Here is an 18,802-nt window from a genome sequence, read left to right on the forward strand (position 1 = left end):
TGCCGCCATGCGATGGCGAGAGATTAAACACACCAAACCGAAACGTCAGCCGGAGAACACTCCGAAAGTGACCTATGCCGACTTCAAGTCACGGGCCCTGGCCTTTATCACGGACATCTTCATGATCGGCATTCCCATCACCCTCATCATTATGATCGCCTTTGGACATGACCAGATGATGAACAGCGCGGGCGGAACGGATGTGCTGATGAACCCGGCCGAGGCGAAGCAGCACGCTCCCAACCCCTACGCCTCGATCACGCAGATGCTGCTCTATGCCGTCACCTTTGTCCTCTTCTGGCACAAAAGCGGGCAGACGCCGGGCAAAAAGATGATGCAGATCCGCGTCGTCGATGCACGTACCTTCCAGACAGCCTCCTGGAGCCGCCTGCTCCTGCGTTTCGTCGGCTACTTTCTCTCTGCTCTCACCCTGGTCGGTTTCTTCACCGGGCTGCTGCGCCGCGACGGCAGGGCCCTGCACGACCTGCTCAGCGGTACCGCCGTCATCCGTGCCTGAATGACCCTGCTCGTCTCCGCGTTTTACTTTTTCTACTTCGCCATCATCGGCGTCTACGTCATCTTCATGCCCAAAGTGCTCGAGATGGTCGGTTACGCCCCCTCGGAGATCGGCATTATCTTCGCCAGTGCGCCGCTGGTGCGCTTCGCCGTCCCCTTCGCCTTTATGCGCGGTCTCCGGCTCGACCGGACCGTCTTCAACGCCGCGCTTCTCCTCATGCTCGCCGCAGCCGCTGCTTTTTTCCCGGCCCTGCCCCACTTCTGGGCGCTGCTGGCCGCCAACATCACTCTGGGCATTGGGCTCAGCCTCATCCTCCCCTATATCGAGGTGATCGTGCTGGAGCTGATCGGCAAAGAGCGGTACGGGAAGGTTCGGCTCTACGGTTCGATCGGCTTCATCCTCGTCGCCCTGGCGTTGGTCAAGGTACTGGACGCCCCCCAGACGGCGCTCTTTTTCCTGATGGGTACGACGCTGCTGACGGCCCTGTTCGGCTACAGCATCGCGCGGCATGACGCCAAAAAGCACTCAGAGGCGCCCGCCGCGGCCGACAGCGGCGGTTTCACGCTGCTGACCCACCCCGGCCTCTGGCTGGGCTTTTTGCTGATGCAGATCAGCTTCGGTCCCTTCTACAATTTCTTCACCATCTACGAGACCGCCCACGGTGTGAGCCTTGATATGACCATCTACCTCTGGAGTTTCGGCGTGATCGCGGAGATCGTTCTCTTCTACTTCCAGGGTCCCCTGCTGCGCCGCAATCTGCACCGCCTGCTGGAGTTCGCCGCGGGCGTGACCGTCATCCGCTGGTTCATCGTCTGGCAGTTCCCCGAAAACCTGCCGCTGCTTTTTGCGGCGCAGAGCATGCACGCCATCAGTTTCGCTCTCTTTCACACCGCGGCCATCAGCTATCTCTACACCCTTTTTACCCAGAAAAAGCTGGCGCAGCAGTTCTTCTTTGGGATCAGCTACGGACTGGGGGGATTTATCGGGGCCGTGGGATCGGGGTATGTCTATGAATACGCCCCCCAGACCCTCTTTCTCACCGCGGCGATCGCCTCTGCGCTCGCCCTGCTCGCACTGCGGCGCGGCTAGAACTTGAAGGTAAACAGGGTTCGCTGGGAGAAATCATCCTGCTTGACGCCGACGGCAGGTTCCGAATCGTGCGCGTACTCCACCGAGAAGCCGAGGTAGAGCTGACGGTAGATCTGTAGTTCGATCCGGGCCGAGGCCGTCACGTAGTAGTCATTGAAATCATCGCACTTTGGCTGGTAATAGCCGACGGCCGTGAACACCCCTTTATCGGACAAGGGCAGGCTGTAGGCGAGGTAGCTGTTGAAGCGGAGATTGCGTTCCAGAGGATCCATACTCGTCGAATAGCCGATGTATTCGGCATAGGCGCCCGCACCGATGAAGAGGCCGCCCCACTCGCCGCGTTTCTTGTTCAACACCTTCCAGCGCAACCCCCCGCCGGCAAGCGCCCGCTCCTCGATCGATTTGAATTCGTCCTTCTCCATCTGCCCGAACCCTTCCGCCGCGATGTCGGCCCCGACGATGTTGCGGATGTAGCGCAGGTGGGCAAAGAGATTGTTCGTATCCCTCACCCCGCTCGCCTCGCCGTATTCGCCGCGTACGACCCCCCAGATCACATAGGAGGTATTACTGTCGAACTGCAGCTGAAGGCTCCCGGAGTAGTTGTCTTTCTCCGTATTGCCCCGTTTGGTTTCGAACGCGCCGGAAAGTTCCCCGGAGAGGCCGGGTTTCTCACCGACTTCACGCGGCTTGATGGCGACAATGGCAAACAGTTGAATAGAAATGAGCAGCAGAAAAAGGGGGCGTATCACAGTGGACTCCGTCTGAAACAAAAATCAGACGGCATTATAGTGGACTAGTAGTCGATAATCAATGCGACCATAAAGGTCGTATCGGTACGTTCGTTGCCCGCAGGGGGCATGTTCGTATAGTCGATTTTGTAGCTGACGCCCAGCGAGAAGTTCCCGTTAATTTTGCTCTCGAGCGCCGTTTTCGAGTAGACGAAATAGTTCTGGTCATCATCGAAGCCGCTGCGGTAGCTCGCCTCTTCAATGAACTTGAACCCTTCGACGACGACCCAGACGAAATTCCCCTTGACCAGGTAACCCCAGAAGTCGTCATAGAGGCCGTCCACCCGGGTCAGCCCGGCCTTGCCGTCGGGATAGGGGTATTTGATCTCGGTGCCGTTGGCATCGTAGTATTTGTCCATCTCCTGCTGCGTGTTGAAAAGCACGTTCCCCTGAAAATCGAGTTTAAACTTCTTGCTGTCAAGGGCGATATATTTCGCACCGGGACCCGTGAAGAACTGGTATTCGAAGCCGGAGAATTTATCATCCTTGTAGCCGACGATGTAGTTGAGCGCCAGGCGTTTCGCGAACTGCCAGTCGTAGTTGCCCTCCGTGTAGATCTTGTTCTTGTTCTCGATCCCGTTTTCCGTACCGTACAGGGCGTCAAAGTCCAGCCGAACGCTGTGTTTCCCCCACGTTTTCTTGCCGCCGAAATCCAGCGAGAATGATTCGGTGTCCGTGTTCCCGCCCGTTTTGACGTAACCGAGTTCCGTATGCGTCACCAGCGGGTTCGGCTTCTCGGCCCCGTCCGCTCCCATCAGAAGCGCCGCGGCGGCCATCACTGCAAAGAGTAGCTTTTTCAATCGTTTGTCTCCTCTTTTGTCGGGTCCATATGCACATCCATCTGCGGATAGGGGATGCTGATGCCGTTGGCATCGAGGGCAAGCTTGATCGACTCGAGCATGCCGAAATAGGCATCCCAGTACTCTTCGGACTTGACCCAGGCGCGGACGGTAAAGTTGACGCTGCTGTCACCGAGCTCGCTCACCGCGACCAGCGGCGCCGGGTCTGCAAGGGTGCGAGGGTCATCATGGATCACCCCGTACAGCACCTCCTTGGCCTTTTTGAGGTCGTCATTGTAGCCGATGCCGACGACGTGGTCAACGCGCCGCTGCGCCTTGTTGGAGAAGTTGACGATATTGCCCGCGGTGATGGCGGAGTTGGGCACGATGATCGTGCGGTTGTCGACGGGGCTGATCGTCGTCGTGAAGAGGCTGATGCTCTCCACCGTTCCCGTCGCGCCGCCGGCCTCGACAAAGTCGCCGACCTTGAAGGGACGGAAAATCAGGATAATGACGGCGGCACCGACATTGGCCAGGGTGTCTTTCAGCGCCAGGCCGACTGCGAGGCCGGCGGCGCCGAGGATCGCCATGAACGAGGTCGTTTCAATGCCCAGCTGCCCAAGGGTCGCCATAATGACGACGACCAGGAGCGCCACATAGACGCTGCTCGCGATAAACTTCGTCAGCGTCTCGTCGACGCCATATTTTGTCATCGCCTTGTTCGTCACGTTGCCCAGCGCCCGCGCCACCCGTTTTCCGATCAGGAAAATCAGCAGTGCGCCGAGCAACTGAAGCGCATAGCCGAGGGCCAGATCAAAGTAGGGACCGTATGTATCAGGGTCCAGATAAGCTTCCATGGGAACCTCCCGGTTAGAGTGTCCGTCAGTATAACACAGCAAACAACGGTGAAAAGTTACCGCTGCCTAAATAAATGGCGTCAGGGGCCGGAGAGCGAAAAATGGTATAATCGCGGCACTATTTTTTGCGCGGAAACTCTATCTCCGCCGGACAAGGCAAACAATTATGGGTCAGACTATCACCGAAAAAATCTTCTCCGAGCACGCAGGCAAAACCGTCTACGCGGGCGAGATCGTTCGGGTGCCGATCGATATGGTCATCGGTAACGACATTACGACACCTATCTCCATCAAGGCATTCGAGGACGCGGGTGCCACCGAACTGGCAAACCCCGACGGCTTCTCCATCGTCCTGGATCACTTCATCCCCGCCAAGGATATCGCTTCGGCCAACCAGGCACGCATCAGCCGCGACTTCGCCAAGAAGCACAAGATGAAGCACTTCTTCGACGAGAAGGATATGGGCATCGAGCACGCGCTGCTGCCGGAGAAGGGCCTTGTCGTCCCCGGTGACGTCATCATCGGCGCCGACAGCCACACCTGTACCCACGGCGCACTGGGCGCTTTCTCCACCGGTATGGGCTCCACCGACCTCGCCTTCGCCATGGTCACCGGCGGCAACTGGTTCAAAGTGCCCGAAAGCATCAAAGTCGTACTCTCCGGAAAACCGGGGCCCTTCACGACCGGCAAGGACATCATCCTCGAAGTGATCCGCATGATCGGGGTCGACGGCGCGCTTTACCGCACCCTCGAGTTCACGGGCGACACGATCGCACACCTCAGTATGGACGACCGGTTCAGCATGTGCAACATGGCGATCGAAGCGGGAGCCAAGAGCGGGATCGTCGCCGTCGACGAGATCACAGAAGCCTTCCTGGCCGACAAAACACTGGCGCGCCCGGCGAAGATCCACCACTCCGACCCTGATGCGACCTACGTCCAGGTGCTTGAGATCGACGTGGACAAGCTCGAACCGGTCATCGCCTACCCGTTCCTGCCGTCCAACGGCCACAGCCTGAGCGAGGCCGTCAGCGACCATATCAAGGTCGACCAGGCCTTTATCGGCAGCTGTACCAACGGCCGTCTCAGCGACCTGCGCATCGCCGCGAAGATCCTGGAGGGCAAAAAGGTGCACGAAGACGTCCGCCTCATCGTCACTCCGGGTACGCAGCGCATCCTGCGCGAAGCAACGAAACTGGGCTACATCGACATCATCGTCGATGCCGGCGGCGTCGTCTCCAACCCGACCTGCGGCGCCTGCCTCGGCGGATACATGGGGATCCTCGGTGACGAAGAGGTCGCCATCTCCACCACGAACCGCAACTTCGTCGGCCGCATGGGTTCACGCTCGTCCAAGGTCTACCTCGCCAACTCCGCCGTCGCCGCCGCCTCGGCCATCACCGGCTACATCACCGACCCGGCAACGATCGACTAAGCCGCACCCATGTCCTGGAAGGCGATCGCACTCGGTACGGTACTCGTCATCGTCATCGCCTGGAACGCGGCGGTCTATTTCGCCGACCGCCAGATCGCGGCCAAACGGTATGACGGTGTCTACGACAGCTGCCACAAGGTCTGGTCGTCCCGCGGACTCTACGACACCAAACAGGAGCGCAACTCCCTGACGGCCTTCCGCCGCGCCTTCGAAGCGGGTGCCCACGGCGTCGAAGTCGACTTCAGTTACGATGCGGACTCGGACCGCTTCATCATCGGACACGGCCACCCCCGCAAAGGTCCGGACGGTCGGACGGTCTACACGGAAAAAGAGGGGGGTCTCTTCACCCTGGAGACCCTGTTCCGGGAACTGGGCGAAGAGCACGCCTTCTGGCTCGATTTCAAAAACCTCGACCACCTGAGCAGTGAGGAGACCCAAAAAGCGATCCGCAGACTTGAGAGCATTGCCGTCAACGGCAACGTGCATGACCGTCTCTACATCGAAGGCTCCAACCCCCTGCGCCTCTCCTTGTATACCGACGCCGGTTTCAAAACGCTCCTCGGCACCTTCCCGCTTGCCGACAGCAACCCGGTCGCATCCATTGTCCTTAACGCCTACAAAATGATTTACGCCGTCTTCGACATCACGGGAATCGCGATGAACTACGGCAGCGTCGACAAACCTATCTACGGGGAGAATACCCGCAAACAGCTCGGGATGATCCCGGCGTTCGTTTTTCATATTCCCGATGATCCGTCACTGCTGCAGGAGCTGGTACACAACAGCCATGTCCGCGTCATGCTCGTCGGCCGCGACATCAGCATCGACCGCTTTGCCGTCACCGCCTGCGGCCGGGAGTGACCGGCGGCCCGATCCACAGAAGGAGCGTCCCCATGCCTGAAAACACTTTTCCCCTCCCCTGCGTCATCTTTGCCGGCGGAAAGAGCTCCCGGATGGGCCGCAACAAAGCCCTGCTCCCCTTTGACGGTTTCGACACCCTCGCCGCGTACCAGTACGCCCGGCTCTCTCCCCTCTTCGCGTCCGCCGTCCTCTCCGTCAAAACGACCAAAGGCTATCCGGAAGGACTCCCCTATCTCCCCGACGATCCATCGTTGGCGGATGCCGCACCGACTGCAGGCTTTATCACCGCGTTTCGGAGCCTGGATGCGGAGCGTATTTTCGCCCTCAGCGTCGACACCCCCTTCGTCGATGGTCCTGTCATCCGAGCCCTGCTAGCGCGCGACAGCAGGGAGCTTGATGCCGTGATCGCCAGGACCGCGAGGGGCACGCACCCCCTCTGCGGCATCTATCACCGAAGCCTGCTGGCGCGTTTCGAGGCGATGGCCGCTTCCGGTGATCATAAACTGGGCAGGATGCTCTCGGAGAGCCGGGTCCGTTACGTCGATTTTGATGATGAGCAGCTTTTCAGCAATCTCAACCATCCGTACGAATACGAAGCGGCATTGAAGACGCTGGATAAAAAGTAAGTGTTGTCGGAGAAAAGGTGCCGCCAAAGGGCGGCGGAAGAGGAGAAACGTTGTTGTATGATACATCAATCATGGGGCTTACCTATAGTAGGCGGCTATAGTGCCCAAAGTCGCGATGTTAGGCTTTGAAAACTTCGTCGGCAAAAGGCGTATCCTTGTTGCACATTCAAATCATAGAACAAATTATCCACAATTAATCCAACAGTATGATTAATTATTGAACAACACTCTGCTTATACTCTACTTTTCGCCATCAAGTTCCTTCTAATCGGCTTTACTATAAGATAGCGTTAAAAACGGGATACAATATATGCAGCTGACCCATCTGGATGAAAAAGACCGGCCGAAGATGGTCGACGTCTCAGCCAAAGCGCCCACCGAACGCGTAGCCGTCGCCAGCGGTAAAATTACGATGAGCCCCGAAGCGTACAGCGCGATCGTCGAAGAGCGCACCAAGAAGGGCCCTGTGCTTCAAACCGCAGTCATCGCCGCGATCATGGGGACCAAGAAAACCTCGGACCTCATCCCGATGTGCCACCCCCTCAACATCAGCGGGATCAACTGCGACGTAGAGGAGCTGCCGGAACTGCCGGGCTTCCGCCTCAGCGTCACCGCCAAACTGACGGGGCAGACGGGGGTGGAGATGGAGGCGCTGACCGGTGTCAGCATCGGCCTGCTGACCATCTACGACATGGTCAAAGCCATCGATAAGGGGATGGTCATCTCCGACGTACAACTCGAAACGAAACGAGGAGGCAAAAGTGGTGAATATCAACGACATTGAGCAGAAGCTCGAACTAGAATACCCTTGTAACTGGTGTTATAAAGTCGTTGGCAAAGAGCGGGAGAAACTGGAAAACGCCATCCGGGAGGTTATCGTGGAGCGCGAGCACAAGATTGCCCACTCCAATACGAGCCGCACCGGAAAATATATCAGCCTGAATCTCGAACTGCTTGTGCATAACGAAGAGGACCGCCAATTCATCTACGATGCCCTCAAGGCGCACCAACACGTCAAAATGGTTTTATAGGAGGCTCCGATGCTGGACCTGGAACAACTGCAGCGCGATATCCGCAATCATTACAAGAACCAAGCACCGATGGAACTCGATGCTCGTATCGTTGACCTCATCGGCTATCTGGGAAGTGAATACGGCCTGAACGAGACCGACCTGACCCTCCCGGAGATCCGGCTCGTCGTCAACACGATCCTGGCCGAGCAGACGGCGGCCCTTCAAGAAGAGCTGGAGGCGCTGCTCGTACAGAGAGAACGCATCGAACGGCAGATCGAGCGCAAAAGCGAACGGATCCAGGATGAAAAACATCAGATCTTCAATACGCTGGAGGGTATCCTGGGCGACGCCCCCAGTGACGCCCAGGCGAAGCTGCACCAGGTCAAACTCCAGTCCATCGACCTCTTCGACATGCTTGAGGAGGTGGTTGAGTCCGCGATCATCACCACCCTCGAGAAAAACCACGACATCGAAGAGACGGTCGAGGAGATCTGCAAGGAGATTACCTATGTGACACTGGGGGAAGGCCCGCTGGAGACCGGACGCATCCGTCTGGTCATCGGCAGCATTCTCCACAGTGCCGTCGAAGTAGGCGAAGCCACACCGAACCAGGCCGAAGCGATCCTGCTCGGGACCCTGCGGGGCGTACGCAGCGGCCTGATCAAGGCCATCCGCCGTCTGAAAAAGCAGCTCCTCTTTATGCCCGAGGAGCTCAAGCTGACGGCATCGATGCAGACGGAACTGCTCCGTACCGATGTGCTCTTCACACAGATCCTGCAGGATGAAGCGCTTCAGTGTACCCCTGAAAGCCGCGCCCTGCTGGAAAAACTCGCCAAAGAGATCCGTTTCGATCTTGAAGAACTTGTCGAAGTCTCCAAGGAGACCGTCGATCTGATGCGCAGCCAGCTCAGCCAGGCGCTTTCGCGCTCCCAGGTCCTCAACTCCAAAACCGCCGCCGAAGCCAAGCGCGTCGGTATCTCCGCCTGGCGCTCGGCCAAAACGGTGCTGGAGGGCGCCCTGCAGAACGCCAAAGGGAAGATCGACAAAAAATAGTGGCTTCTTGAACCACCGTTCCCTGCACGCCGTATGTTGACAGCATCTGCGCGTGCAGTTTCCTCCCATCAAATTCAACGAAAAAGTATTAGATTCACCTCGGAGAAATACATTCCAATTGAAACAAACGAATACTTTCAAAAATTTAGAAAAAGCGAAGAATAAAAACTTATAATGAGTGGCATGAAAAAGGTATTGATCATTGTATTGCTGGTTGTAATAGGGATTCAATTCATTCCGATGAATGTTCCCGCCGAGGTGCCGACAAAGGCTGAAGATGAACTAGAGGCACCTGAAGAGGTACTCGCCATTCTCAAACGTTCCTGTTTTGATTGTCACTCGAACCATACCACTTTCCCATGGTACAGCTCGGTTGCACCGGTTTCATGGTTTACCAAGATGCATGTCAAAGAGGGTAGAGAGCATATGAACTTCTCGACATGGGCTAGTTATGATGATGAGAAGAAGGCAAAGTATCTTGATAAGATCCCCAAAGCGATCAAAAGCAAAATGCCGCTTCCAAGTTATCTGATCATGCACGCAGATGCCAAACTGAGTGAAGATGACAAAAAAGTACTCACGGATTGGGCATCCGAAGCTGCTTTTGATTTAGAATAATCAAAATAGACTCGTCACGATTATGACCCCCGCTTGCTTCCATCCTCTGTGATGGGAGCAGATCCTCACCCTTCTTTCCCTTCCTCTTAGCGCAACTGTTTTCGTCCTACGTTATCCTGATTGCAGCGAAGACGTTGCTCTACTCAATCGGACCGGCGAAGATCCGCCTGCGCGATCAGCAGCCTCTGCGAAGCAGTGCAGGCGATCGATGGAGACGCGGGAAAAAGGGCGAGTAATTCAACTCCCCCGTGTTACAATCGCGCCAAAGGAGTTGCAATGCAGACCTTGCTCTTGCTCGTAGATGACACCTACGCCGACACACTGAAACAATCCCTTCCCGCCGACAAGGCCTGGGTACTGGATGCGCGCTACGACGAGTTTCGCTGCCGCGTCCGTCTCGCACTTGACGGCTACCGCACTTCTCCCGATGCCGTTCAGATCTATCATGAAACCATCGAAGACATTGATACATGGCTTGCGGAGCAGCGGTCATGAGAGTAGTCGCCACCCCGTCCTTTGTCGAGCAGCTCAAAGCGCTCCTCTTGACGATCGCCGAGAGCAACCCCGAGGAGGCGAAACGCTTCAAGCTCTATCTCGACACCATCTTGCTCAACCTGCCGAGCAAAGCGCAGAAATACAAGCCGTCAATCTATTTCGATGATGCTGATGTGAAGGATATTGAACATCAGGGGTGTACTATTCCCTTTTATTATGATCACGCCGGAGCGGCCCTTGTGCTTTTGGGAATTATTGACAATCGTGTGTAAACTTAACATTATTTAATTTTTTTGTATTAATAAGCAAAACGTCGCATTTTAAGCTAAACTTATTTAAATTTTACATATTTGTAATAATAATATTTTTAAGTCGTACGATTACCGCCATTTTTGTTTCTTTTGGTAACGATATCCGGCGCTGCGGTTTCGTATTCACTCTTTATCGGCGTTTCGTATTGTATACTTACGTTTGATAAGATCGTGATATTGGGTTCAGCACCTGTAAAGACAGCACATCAACAGCCGAATAACGAAATGTTGCCGGAAGTTGATGTGCTGTTTTGGTCTTATGACTATCGAAATAGTAAATAGTAAAGTTATTAATATAAAAGGGAGGAAGAATGAGAAACGAACATTCTCAACACGATGCTGAAAACGTGTCGGCCGAAAGAAGAGACTTCTTCAAGAAAACCGCCGCACTCTCAGCCACGGCGATCGCCGGTGCCGGAATGCTCTCCGGTACACGTGCGATGGCCGAAGATGACCCGGTCATTATGAATACACCGGACTGGGGTCACAAGATCGGTTACCCGGTCACTAAAAACCGCTACGGTATGCCTTCACCGTACGAGCACAACATCACCCGCCGCAACGCGAAACTCCTTTCCTCAGGAAACTGGCAGGCATCCATCGCCATGTGTCCGATCCAGGACCTCAGCGGTATCATGACGCCGAACGGCCTCTTCTTCAGCCGCTGCCACGGTGGTATCCCGACCATCAACCCGAGCGAATGGCGCCTGATGATCCACGGTCTTGTCGAAAAGCCGCTGGTTCTGACCCTTGATCAGCTCAAGCGCTACCCGAACGTCAGCCGCGTTCACTTCGTCGAGTGTCCGGCAAACGGCGGTCCGGAATGGCGTGGACCGCAGTTCAACTCCATCCAGTTTGCGAAAGGGATGATGAGTAATGCCGAGTGGACCGGCGTCTACCTCAAAGACATCCTCAAAGACCTCGGTCTCAAGCCGAGTGCAAAATGGATGCTAGCAGAGGGTATCGACAGCTCACACATGGGCCGTACGGTTCCTGTCGACAAGGTACTTGACGATGCTATGATCGTTTGGGGCCAGAACGGCGAAGCACTTCGCCCGGAGCAGGGCTACCCTGTCCGTCTCCTCCTCCCGGGATGGGAAGGTAACCTTTGTGTCAAATGGCTCGGACGCCTCGAATTCGCCGCTGAACCGTTCTACGCGAAAGAAGAAACAGCGAAATATACGGCACTCAAGCCGTCAGGAAAAGCGATCCAGCACTTCTATGCGAACGAAGTCAACTCTATCATTACCTCACCGTGCCCGGAAAAACCGTGGACGGATTTGAAAGCCGGCGACATGGTCGAGATCGAAGGTCTCGCATGGAGCGGTATGGGTACGATCGACGGCGTCGACATCAGCTTCGACGGCGGAAACAACTGGGTAGAAGCAAACCTCAAGGGCCTCGTCCTTCCGAAGTCCTGGACACGCTTCAGCTTTATGTACAAATACGAAGGCAAGCCGCTTATCCTCGCCAGCCGTGCACGCGACGACGCAGGCTACATCCAGCCGACAATCGATCAAGAAACCGCAGTGATGGGTGTCGAATCCGTTTACCATAGAAACGGTATCGCCTCATGGGAAGTCACTGCAGAAGGGAAGGTAAACAATGTTCAAGTTCGATCGTAAATTTATTCTTGGTGCTTCCGCAGCGGCAGCGGTAGCCATGCTCGCTACCGGCTGTGTCGAAAGCGGCGACGCTGCGGCACCGTCTGCATCGAGTGCAGACAATGTCCTCACGTATGCAAACGGCAAGCGCGTCATTGACGGCGGTCGCTACTATGCAACCGTTAACGACAAAACCGGACCGTACTATGTGAACACTGCAGCAGAAAAAGGCGGTTACACCTACGGGCGTACACCGACAGCCAACGAACTCGAAGCATGGAACACAACGGTAACACCGTGGCGTCTGCCGCCGAAAGGCGAAGGTACAGCCGAAGAGGGTGAAGCAGTTTACGAAGCCAAATGTGTCATGTGTCACGGCGACTTCGGTTCCGGCGGTGGCGGTTATCCGGCGCTCTCCAAAGGGAATGCATACGACAACATGGCCACACTGAAACACCAGCGTACCGGTCCGGACATGGAAGGTCCGATCCGCGTCTTCGGTAACTACTGGCCGGAAGCGAGCACCCTGTGGTGGTACATCATGGAAGGTATGCCGCACCCGGATACACGCAGCCTGACTGAAGACGAAGTCTATGCACTCGTTGCCTATATCCTGAACCTCAACGAGATGGAGATCGACGGCGAAGAAGTTGATTACGAATATGTCCTCGACCAGGAGAAATTCGCGAAGATCGTTATGCCGAACAAAGACGGTTTCGAACCGGTCATCGACGGTGCGAACGGTCTTGAGAACGTCCGTGCTTATTTCGCGGATCCTGCAAATTTCGGTGCGCAGAAAATCGCTTCTGCCGACGAGCGTTGTATGAGCAACTGTCAGAAAGAGACTGCGAAAGTCGTAGGAATCTCTATCGAGCAGAAAGAGTTCCTTCCGCCGCTTTCTGAAGTCCGTGATCTCCCGAAGGTCGAGAACACGAGCGGTGTAGACCTCGAAGCGAAGAATACCTATGAATCCAGCTGTGCCGTTTGCCACGGTGCTGCGGGCATGGGTGCTCCGGTGGTCGGCGACAAGAAGGCGTGGGACGCTGTTGTCGGCAAGGGTATGGACAAGGTCTATGCCCGCGCCATCAACGGTACCGACATGGGTATGCCTCCGAAGGGGGGCACAGACCTGTCTGACGACAAACTCAAGGCGGTGGTTGATTACATGATCAGCCAGAGCAAATAAATCTCAACCAAAGGATAAACATATGCAAAGAAGAACATTCCTCTCTCTCGCAGCTGGCGCTTGTGCCCTGGCTGCTGTACCGGCAAGCGTCCGTGCGGAAGATTTCCGTAAATCCAAGCCGACAGTTTGGACAGCAAAAACTGTCGACGACGCCCTCAAAGCGATGTACGGCACAACAGCAACTGTCGCTGAAGGCGTTACAGTCGTCGCTCCGGACGTTGCAAGCAACGGTGGTGCGGTTCCGGTTGATGTCAAGTCTGACATCGCTGCAAAATCCGTCATGATCGTCCAGAACGTCAACCCGGAATCTGCGGTTATCGTTTACGACCTCAACGAGTACAGCATCATCGACTTCTCCATCAAGATCAAGATGAAAGCTTCCGGTACGATCACAGCAATCGTACAGGGTAACGACGGCAAGCTCTACAGCGGCTCCAAAACACTCGACGTTGCACTCGGTGGTTGTGAGGGCTGATCGCCTTCGCCTATAGAAAACGAAAATAGAAAGGTAATATCATGAGAATCAAAGCAAAACTCAAAGGTAATGTTGTTTCTGTAAAAGCGATGGCGAAGCACGACATGTGGACATACGATATCGCTGAGAAGAAAACCGGCGACCGCAACAACGCGAACTTCATCACGCACATCGACGCTAAAGTCGGCGCTGCGACTGTTCTGGACGCTTCCGTCAGCCAGTTCCTCTCCAAGAACCCGATCTTCAAGTTCGCGTTCAAAGGCGACTTCAAAAAGGGTGACGAACTCGTGATGACTTGGGTTGACCTCAAGGGCAACACCAAGAGTTCCAAAGCCAAAATCAAATAATCCCCGGGTGGACGCTTCGGCGTCCCACCGCTTTCTCTCCAAGGCACCAACAGTGTATAAACACCACTTCATCACTCTTTTAATGCTCACGTCGTTCTTTTTCTCCTTGTCCGCACGCGATATCGACCTTAACCGTATAGCGATCGATACGGCCAAGCAGAAGAAGACCCTCCTTGTCTGGCTTCACAAAAATGACTGCGGTTACTGTGAAGCGATGTACGAATTCACCCTCGGCGACGACAAAGTCTCATCTCTGATTCAAGCCTCTTTTGAACTTGTCGATATCAACATCAACGACGATGACACCGTGATGTTCAAGGAGTTCAGGGGAAGCGGACACGACTTCGCCAAACATGTCGGATACAACTTCTACCCCTCCTCGCTTTTTCTGGACGCCGACGGGGAGATCATCTTTGCCGCACCGGGGTATGTCGAAGAGAAGGATTTTTTCAAAATGCTCGACTATGTCAGCAGCGGTGCGCATAAGAGCATGACCTATGACAGCTTTAACCGGGAGGGAAAAAAGTGAATAACCACGAAGGCAAGGTCCTGGGCCTTTTTCATGCCCTGAAAGGGGTTGAAGGGCGCCATGAATATGACATGATCGAAATCGACGAGCAGGGCATCATCGGCGATAAATATTACGGCAAAAACCTCAACCGAACCATTCTGATCACTTCCGAAGAGGCCAGCTACGTCATGGCGGCCGACGAAGGCATCACAATGCCCTACGGCTCGTTGGGAGAGAACATCGTCATCGATATCAACCCTTATCATCTTCAGGCCGGCCAGCAGCTTAAAATCGGTGAGACGATCGTCACCATCACCCAGAACTGCACTCTCTGCAGCAGCCTCGGCAAAGTCCACGCCAGACTGCCGGAGCTCCTCAAGAACGACCGCGGTATTTTTGCCAAAACACTCCAGGGCGGTAAAATAAAAAAAGGTGATACAGTCACTATACTCTGAATTAAGGACTCTGCCGCTACACTAGTCTCACAAACTTATCACGAAGGAGTGAGATGAAACCGCTTGCAAGGACCCTTCTCTGGACATTACTGTCCCTGACACTGCTCATCAGTACCGCGGCCACCGATACGAATATACAGCAGGATATCCGGATCTTTACCGTTGAAAACAGCGGCGGGAAAATTACCGGGAAAAGCATAGAAAAAGCCTTTGAAGCGGCCGGTTTTCTGATCGATGGCAACAACGACATGAACAAGCCTTTCAAAGCCCGGTTCGGTACGACGCACTACCCGGTCTACCGTCTGGCGACCATTCACGATCCCGATCTCTCTGCCAGGCTGATCGCTCTCAATCCGCTGATGGGACTGCTGACGCCGCTCTCCATGTCTATTTGGCAGGATAATGAGGGAAGCATGAATATCTCCGTCCTCTCCTTGCGCGGCCTTTCGCGTATGACGCAGATCCCGATGAACAGCCCCGACCTTATCGCCCTGGCAGCTAAAATGGAGAAGGCACTGCGTGCGGCTCTTCCTGGAGGCCATTTCAAGCCGCTGGCCTATCAAAAGGTCGCAGACCCTACCACACCCCTTTCGGTGACCTTTAAGGCCGTATTTGAGGCTCCCAAGGATGGATCTATTCTTGATGCCAAAGATGACTTTGAAGCCGAATTCGAAGGGGAGATGGAGCCGATCGGTTTTCTTTTCCCAGGGTTCATCGATGTCAACGAAGAGCTGCAGGAACGTGGTGATGAAAGTTATGACTTTTATGACACCTATTCCGTCTGCAAACTCGACGTCATCTTCCCGATCCATCAAACCCATCCGGAAGTCGGTGCCTTCGCCCCCTGTACCTTTTTCCTCTACAAGAAAAAAGGGGAGAAAACGGTCCATATGGGTTTCCCGTCCGTCCAGAACTGGATCGCTTCGACGGATATTGCGGACAAAGCCTCTCTTGACCCTCTGATCGAAGCGGAAAACCTCTTCATCGATACGGTTAACGGCATTACGGAATAACGTTCGGGACGGCAGGACCGTCCCCGACCATCTTCACACGATCACACCCGGCAATCCCCTAATCCACAGCAGAAACTTATACGATACAAAGGAGTGCTGGTTAAGCCTCTAGAACAACTGACTGAAATGAAAGGTGAAAGCCATGCAGCCGGGAGGCTGCATGGTTATTTAAATGGTGTCGAGAGTTCTTCTTCAATCGCACCCGGCGTATTGACGATACGCATAAACTCCCCCATGCTCAGCAGAGGATAGCTGATGGCAATGTAGTATTTTGCCGCCAAAGCCTGCGCTTTACCCTCTTCGATCAGGATCGTATACGGCAAAATCTCGGCGTTCTTCGCACCAATCGTCTTGACGAACGCCTTTGTCTCATCACTCAGGGCGTATCCCACCAGTACTTTGCCCTCGCCAAGCGGCAGTTTAAAAACAACCGAACTGCCGTCATTATACGCCTCAAGCTTTGCAAGCAGTGCTTTCGTGTCACCCTCTGCCAGCGCATACGTGTCCTCATAATAGGGCATACCGATCATAAAATGGTAGCCGGCGAGTTTGTCGTATTCGAAAGCGTCCTCGGATTCGCTGAGATCACCCAGCGCTTTTTGAAGCGCCGCTGTCAGCGTGTCGCCCAGGGTGTGGTCATACTCCGACTGGAAAAATGCCTTCCCGAAATAGACCGGATTCGTGACGGCGATGCGTTGGTTTTCAGCATCCACGAGCACACGAAGGAGCGCGCCGAAACCACGCCCCGGTTTCGTTGCAGCCGCTTTGAGTGCTTCCGTCGTCATGACAATCGTTTCGCTCTTATCTGTTGTCGCATAGCTCCCGACAATCTCAAACCCTGCCGCTTGTAATGCAGACGTTACGGCAGCCTTATCTGTATAGGGTGCGTAATAGTAGGCACTCACCTTCTCACCAATCGGCTCGGCCGCGGCGTGGGCATTCACCCAAAAAAAGATGGCAGCTGAAAAAATCAAAAATGCTTTCACTCTATTTTCCTTTCTATTGGTTGTACCTCTGCCCTCCCGGGAGAGACACATAGACACTTTTGCAGTCAGCACTGAAAATTCGGCACAGAAATATCCTGTTCTTATTCACAGAAGTGACAGTTGCCGATGATTCAGTGGATTCCGCCCGAGGGCGGAAGTGTGGGGGTGTGCGTTTATTAAAAGTCGTACGTCAACTGGAACGTGACACCGGACTGCGAGTGTTTTACTTCATTGCTCGGTCCTGTCAACCCCATGCCATCAAGGGCGGAAGTGTCGAATGAGACTTTCGTTTCCAGCGCGTACGTAAGCGCCAGATCGACGGAGAGCTGCTCTGTCAGCGGCGCGGAAGCACCCGCCGTAATATGGTCTTCTACGACCGCAGGGAACCCAAGGAGATTGAAGACATTGATAGCTGCCCCGGCCTGTGTCGTGCCGTCAGCCTCTTTGATCGGCTGTGTACCATGGTTATACCCCGCACGCAGCGCATAGCCGTCTATTTCGAACTGGTACCCGACGGCAAACACATCCGTGTTTTTCCAGTTGAAATCTTTATACCCTTTTGCGTCACCCCATTTCACCTGCTTATAGTCAAACGCGATGGTGTTGTCACGGGTAATCTTGAATGAGAATCCAACACCAATCTCCGCAGGCTGGGTCAGTTCATCCCCAAATGGAGCAGGCAGAATACCCAGACCGGCGAACGGTCCGGTAGCTCCGGAAATCTGCCCCTTGTACTTCATCGGGATTTCAGCACGATAGACCGCACCGAGTGTCAATGCACCGACATTATAGGAGAGCCCGAAGTTGTAAGTAAATTTCAGGTCCTGTGCCAGCCCCTCCCCGACAGTCGTACCCATAGCATTATAATTGATGTCCAATGCGCCATACTGGAGGATCGGAGTAAACCCGACGCTGAGTCCGTTCATCTCATAAGCGACCGGTACCCCCAGCTGCATCAACTGGAGGGCGGTGACCATGTTCATGGTGCTTTGAGAATTCTCACTACGGTAATCCGTACCCATACCGGCAGTCCCCCAGATACCGATACCCCAGTAGAAGTGCTCGCCGACCTTGTTGCCGACAGAAACTTCCGGGATCACGTTCAGATCCGCAGCACTATCTTGAATACCATTGCCGTCATTGGCATTATATTTTACATTCGGCATAAAGAGTGTACCACCGAACGAAATCTCTGTTCCCTTGACGCTGCTCAATAACGCAGGATTGTTAATACCGGACTCTGCACCGAACGGCATCCCGATGCTCACACCACCCATCGAACGTGATTTCGCACCGAGACCGATCAGGTGGTCACCGTTTGTTGCAAAAGCAGATGTTGCTCCCAACGCCATAGCCGCTGCAACAGCCAATTTGATTGTACGTGTCATTTATACTCCTACGAATACAGTTATTCGACAGAAAGCCTACGCTTTCAACTCGGATCATTATAGAGAGGCAAAAATAAATTGAATCTGAATATAAATAATGCATTATCACGGAAACTTATTATTTTTTTTATCGGAATGCAGAAAAATGGGGAAATAAAAGATTTTTATACTTATAACTTATCTTAATAGGGGTTTTAACCCCAGAATAAAGCTGTTTCTGAGTGTTTTTGTTTTTGATACAAAAGAGAGATTTTTTTGAGAATTTTATCATATTGTTTCGTTTCGAAACAGTTTTTTTAATTTTTCTGTTATATATTAATTCATTATTGAACTTTCTTTCCATGCAATAGTTTTTCATGACATGCTCTTGCGGCGATGCAACAGCACTAAATCAA

23 protein-coding genes are annotated in these 18,802 nt (G+C 54.1%); 18 read left to right on the top strand and 5 right to left on the bottom strand.

Going from position 1 to position 18,802, the window contains the following annotated elements; genetic code table 11:
- Nucleotides 1-7: 7 nt before the first annotated feature.
- Together WCX72_RS12560 and WCX72_RS12565 are read left to right on the top strand one after the other, a co-directional pair.
- Nucleotides 8-517, top strand: a complete 510-nt coding sequence (locus tag WCX72_RS12560; protein ID WP_345970079.1) for an RDD family protein — start codon at nt 8-10, stop codon at nt 515-517.
- Nucleotides 518-1,606, top strand: a complete 1,089-nt coding sequence (locus WCX72_RS12565) for an MFS transporter (RefSeq protein WP_345970080.1) — start codon at nt 518-520, stop codon at nt 1,604-1,606.
- On the opposite strand, the gene WCX72_RS12570 is transcribed toward WCX72_RS12565, so the two are convergent.
- Genes WCX72_RS12570 through WCX72_RS12580 form a run of 3 tightly spaced genes read right to left on the bottom strand, consistent with a single transcriptional unit; the run spans nt 1,603 to nt 4,030 of the window.
- Complete coding sequence (locus WCX72_RS12570; RefSeq protein WP_345970081.1) at nt 1,603-2,355, bottom strand: DUF481 domain-containing protein; 753 nt, start codon at nt 2,353-2,355, stop codon at nt 1,603-1,605. The genes WCX72_RS12565 and WCX72_RS12570 overlap by 4 nt on opposite strands.
- Nucleotides 2,356-2,399: 44 nt before the next feature.
- A complete protein-coding gene (locus WCX72_RS12575; RefSeq protein ID WP_345970083.1) occupies nt 2,400-3,194 on the bottom strand; it encodes a DUF481 domain-containing protein in 795 nt (264 codons plus the stop codon).
- Nucleotides 3,191-4,030: a mechanosensitive ion channel domain-containing protein gene (locus WCX72_RS12580; RefSeq protein WP_345970084.1), complete on the bottom strand. Its 840-nt coding sequence runs from the start codon at nt 4,028-4,030 to the stop codon at nt 3,191-3,193. Before WCX72_RS12580 ends, WCX72_RS12575 begins: the two co-directional genes overlap by 4 nt.
- Nucleotides 4,031-4,196: 166 nt before the next feature.
- Between WCX72_RS12580 and WCX72_RS12585 the strand changes: the two genes are divergently transcribed.
- The 16 genes from WCX72_RS12585 (at nt 4,197) to WCX72_RS12660 (ending at nt 16,033) form a co-directional block, all read left to right on the top strand.
- Complete coding sequence (locus WCX72_RS12585) at nt 4,197-5,465, top strand: 3-isopropylmalate dehydratase large subunit (RefSeq protein WP_345970085.1); 1,269 nt, start codon at nt 4,197-4,199, stop codon at nt 5,463-5,465.
- Nucleotides 5,466-5,474: 9 nt separating this feature from the next.
- The gene (locus tag WCX72_RS12590) at nt 5,475-6,326 is read left to right on the top strand and encodes a hypothetical protein (protein ID WP_345970086.1); all 852 of its coding nucleotides are present in this window, start codon (nt 5,475-5,477) and stop codon (nt 6,324-6,326) included.
- A gap of 32 nt (nt 6,327-6,358) precedes the next feature.
- A complete protein-coding gene (gene mobA / locus WCX72_RS12595) occupies nt 6,359-6,952 on the top strand; it encodes a molybdenum cofactor guanylyltransferase MobA (RefSeq protein ID WP_345970088.1) in 594 nt (197 codons plus the stop codon).
- Nucleotides 6,953-7,262: 310 nt separating this feature from the next.
- The gene (gene moaC, locus WCX72_RS12600; protein ID WP_345970089.1) at nt 7,263-7,736 is read left to right on the top strand and encodes a cyclic pyranopterin monophosphate synthase MoaC; all 474 of its coding nucleotides are present in this window, start codon (nt 7,263-7,265) and stop codon (nt 7,734-7,736) included.
- Nucleotides 7,714-7,983, top strand: a complete 270-nt coding sequence (locus WCX72_RS12605) for a DUF493 domain-containing protein (protein ID WP_345970090.1) — start codon at nt 7,714-7,716, stop codon at nt 7,981-7,983. The genes moaC and WCX72_RS12605 overlap by 23 nt, the downstream gene beginning before the upstream one ends.
- A gap of 9 nt (nt 7,984-7,992) precedes the next feature.
- Nucleotides 7,993-9,018 carry a hypothetical protein gene (locus tag WCX72_RS12610; RefSeq protein ID WP_345970091.1) on the top strand — a complete coding sequence of 342 codons (1,026 nt, stop codon included), beginning with the start codon at nt 7,993-7,995 and terminating at the stop codon, nt 9,016-9,018.
- 183 nt (nt 9,019-9,201) lie between these two features.
- A complete protein-coding gene (locus WCX72_RS12615) occupies nt 9,202-9,636 on the top strand; it encodes a heme-binding domain-containing protein (RefSeq protein WP_345970092.1) in 435 nt (144 codons plus the stop codon).
- Between the two features lie 285 nt (nt 9,637-9,921).
- A complete protein-coding gene (locus tag WCX72_RS12620) occupies nt 9,922-10,131 on the top strand; it encodes a hypothetical protein (protein WP_345970093.1) in 210 nt (69 codons plus the stop codon).
- Nucleotides 10,128-10,403: a type II toxin-antitoxin system RelE/ParE family toxin gene (locus WCX72_RS12625; protein ID WP_345970094.1), complete on the top strand. Its 276-nt coding sequence runs from the start codon at nt 10,128-10,130 to the stop codon at nt 10,401-10,403. The genes WCX72_RS12620 and WCX72_RS12625 overlap by 4 nt, the downstream gene beginning before the upstream one ends.
- 350 nt (nt 10,404-10,753) lie before the next feature.
- Nucleotides 10,754-12,067: a sulfite dehydrogenase gene (gene soxC, locus WCX72_RS12630; RefSeq protein WP_345970095.1), complete on the top strand. Its 1,314-nt coding sequence runs from the start codon at nt 10,754-10,756 to the stop codon at nt 12,065-12,067.
- On the top strand, nt 12,048-13,232 hold the full coding sequence (locus WCX72_RS12635) for a c-type cytochrome (RefSeq protein WP_345970096.1): 1,185 nt from the start codon (nt 12,048-12,050) through the stop codon (nt 13,230-13,232). The genes soxC and WCX72_RS12635 overlap by 20 nt, the downstream gene beginning before the upstream one ends.
- Before the next feature lie 22 nt (nt 13,233-13,254).
- Nucleotides 13,255-13,707, top strand: coding sequence for a thiosulfate oxidation carrier protein SoxY (locus tag WCX72_RS12640; RefSeq protein WP_231019448.1), 453 nt, complete (start codon nt 13,255-13,257; stop codon nt 13,705-13,707).
- 41 nt (nt 13,708-13,748) lie between these two features.
- The gene (gene soxZ, locus WCX72_RS12645) at nt 13,749-14,054 is read left to right on the top strand and encodes a thiosulfate oxidation carrier complex protein SoxZ (RefSeq protein ID WP_345970097.1); all 306 of its coding nucleotides are present in this window, start codon (nt 13,749-13,751) and stop codon (nt 14,052-14,054) included.
- 7 nt (nt 14,055-14,061) lie between these two features.
- Complete coding sequence (locus WCX72_RS12650) at nt 14,062-14,583, top strand: thioredoxin fold domain-containing protein (protein WP_345970099.1); 522 nt, start codon at nt 14,062-14,064, stop codon at nt 14,581-14,583.
- A complete protein-coding gene (locus tag WCX72_RS12655; RefSeq protein ID WP_345970100.1) occupies nt 14,580-15,020 on the top strand; it encodes an MOSC domain-containing protein in 441 nt (146 codons plus the stop codon). Before WCX72_RS12650 ends, WCX72_RS12655 begins: the two co-directional genes overlap by 4 nt.
- Before the next feature lie 53 nt (nt 15,021-15,073).
- Entirely contained in the window at nt 15,074-16,033 is a 960-nt protein-coding gene (locus tag WCX72_RS12660) for a DUF302 domain-containing protein (RefSeq protein WP_345970101.1), read from the top strand.
- Nucleotides 16,034-16,197: 164 nt separating this feature from the next.
- Here WCX72_RS12660 and WCX72_RS12665 read toward each other — a convergent pair whose 3' ends face one another.
- Nucleotides 16,198-17,019: a hypothetical protein gene (locus WCX72_RS12665; RefSeq protein ID WP_345970102.1), complete on the bottom strand. Its 822-nt coding sequence runs from the start codon at nt 17,017-17,019 to the stop codon at nt 16,198-16,200.
- A 176-nt stretch (nt 17,020-17,195) separates the two neighbouring features.
- A complete protein-coding gene (locus tag WCX72_RS12670) occupies nt 17,196-18,407 on the bottom strand; it encodes an outer membrane protein transport protein (protein ID WP_345970103.1) in 1,212 nt (403 codons plus the stop codon).
- Nucleotides 18,408-18,802: the final 395 nt, after the last annotated feature.

It is taken from the genome of Thiomicrolovo immobilis (genome assembly GCF_039645955.1).
Lineage (GTDB): Bacteria > Campylobacterota > Campylobacteria > Campylobacterales > Sulfurimonadaceae > Thiomicrolovo > Thiomicrolovo diazotrophicus.

What these genes read in the sequence shown, in the direction of transcription:
- WCX72_RS12635 (WP_345970096.1), top strand. Translation starts at nt 12,048, where the DNA reads ATGTTCAAGTTCGATCGTAAATTTATTCTTGGTGCTTCCGCAGCGGCA.
- soxZ (WP_345970097.1), top strand. Translation starts at nt 13,749, where the DNA reads ATGAGAATCAAAGCAAAACTCAAAGGTAATGTTGTTTCTGTAAAAGCG.
- soxC (WP_345970095.1), top strand. Translation starts at nt 10,754, where the DNA reads ATGAGAAACGAACATTCTCAACACGATGCTGAAAACGTGTCGGCCGAA.
- WCX72_RS12585 (WP_345970085.1), top strand. Translation starts at nt 4,197, where the DNA reads ATGGGTCAGACTATCACCGAAAAAATCTTCTCCGAGCACGCAGGCAAA.
- WCX72_RS12565 (WP_345970080.1), top strand. Translation starts at nt 518, where the DNA reads ATGACCCTGCTCGTCTCCGCGTTTTACTTTTTCTACTTCGCCATCATC.
- WCX72_RS12590 (WP_345970086.1), top strand. Translation starts at nt 5,475, where the DNA reads ATGTCCTGGAAGGCGATCGCACTCGGTACGGTACTCGTCATCGTCATC.
- WCX72_RS12615 (WP_345970092.1), top strand. Translation starts at nt 9,202, where the DNA reads ATGAAAAAGGTATTGATCATTGTATTGCTGGTTGTAATAGGGATTCAA.
- mobA (WP_345970088.1), top strand. Translation starts at nt 6,359, where the DNA reads ATGCCTGAAAACACTTTTCCCCTCCCCTGCGTCATCTTTGCCGGCGGA.
- WCX72_RS12625 (WP_345970094.1), top strand. Translation starts at nt 10,128, where the DNA reads ATGAGAGTAGTCGCCACCCCGTCCTTTGTCGAGCAGCTCAAAGCGCTC.
- WCX72_RS12610 (WP_345970091.1), top strand. Translation starts at nt 7,993, where the DNA reads ATGCTGGACCTGGAACAACTGCAGCGCGATATCCGCAATCATTACAAG.
- WCX72_RS12640 (WP_231019448.1), top strand. Translation starts at nt 13,255, where the DNA reads ATGCAAAGAAGAACATTCCTCTCTCTCGCAGCTGGCGCTTGTGCCCTG.
- moaC (WP_345970089.1), top strand. Translation starts at nt 7,263, where the DNA reads ATGCAGCTGACCCATCTGGATGAAAAAGACCGGCCGAAGATGGTCGAC.
- WCX72_RS12580 (WP_345970084.1), bottom strand. Translation starts at nt 4,030, where the DNA reads ATGGAAGCTTATCTGGACCCTGATACATACGGTCCCTACTTTGATCTG.
- WCX72_RS12560 (WP_345970079.1), top strand. Translation starts at nt 8, where the DNA reads ATGCGATGGCGAGAGATTAAACACACCAAACCGAAACGTCAGCCGGAG.
- WCX72_RS12670 (WP_345970103.1), bottom strand. Translation starts at nt 18,407, where the DNA reads ATGACACGTACAATCAAATTGGCTGTTGCAGCGGCTATGGCGTTGGGA.
- WCX72_RS12660 (WP_345970101.1), top strand. Translation starts at nt 15,074, where the DNA reads ATGAAACCGCTTGCAAGGACCCTTCTCTGGACATTACTGTCCCTGACA.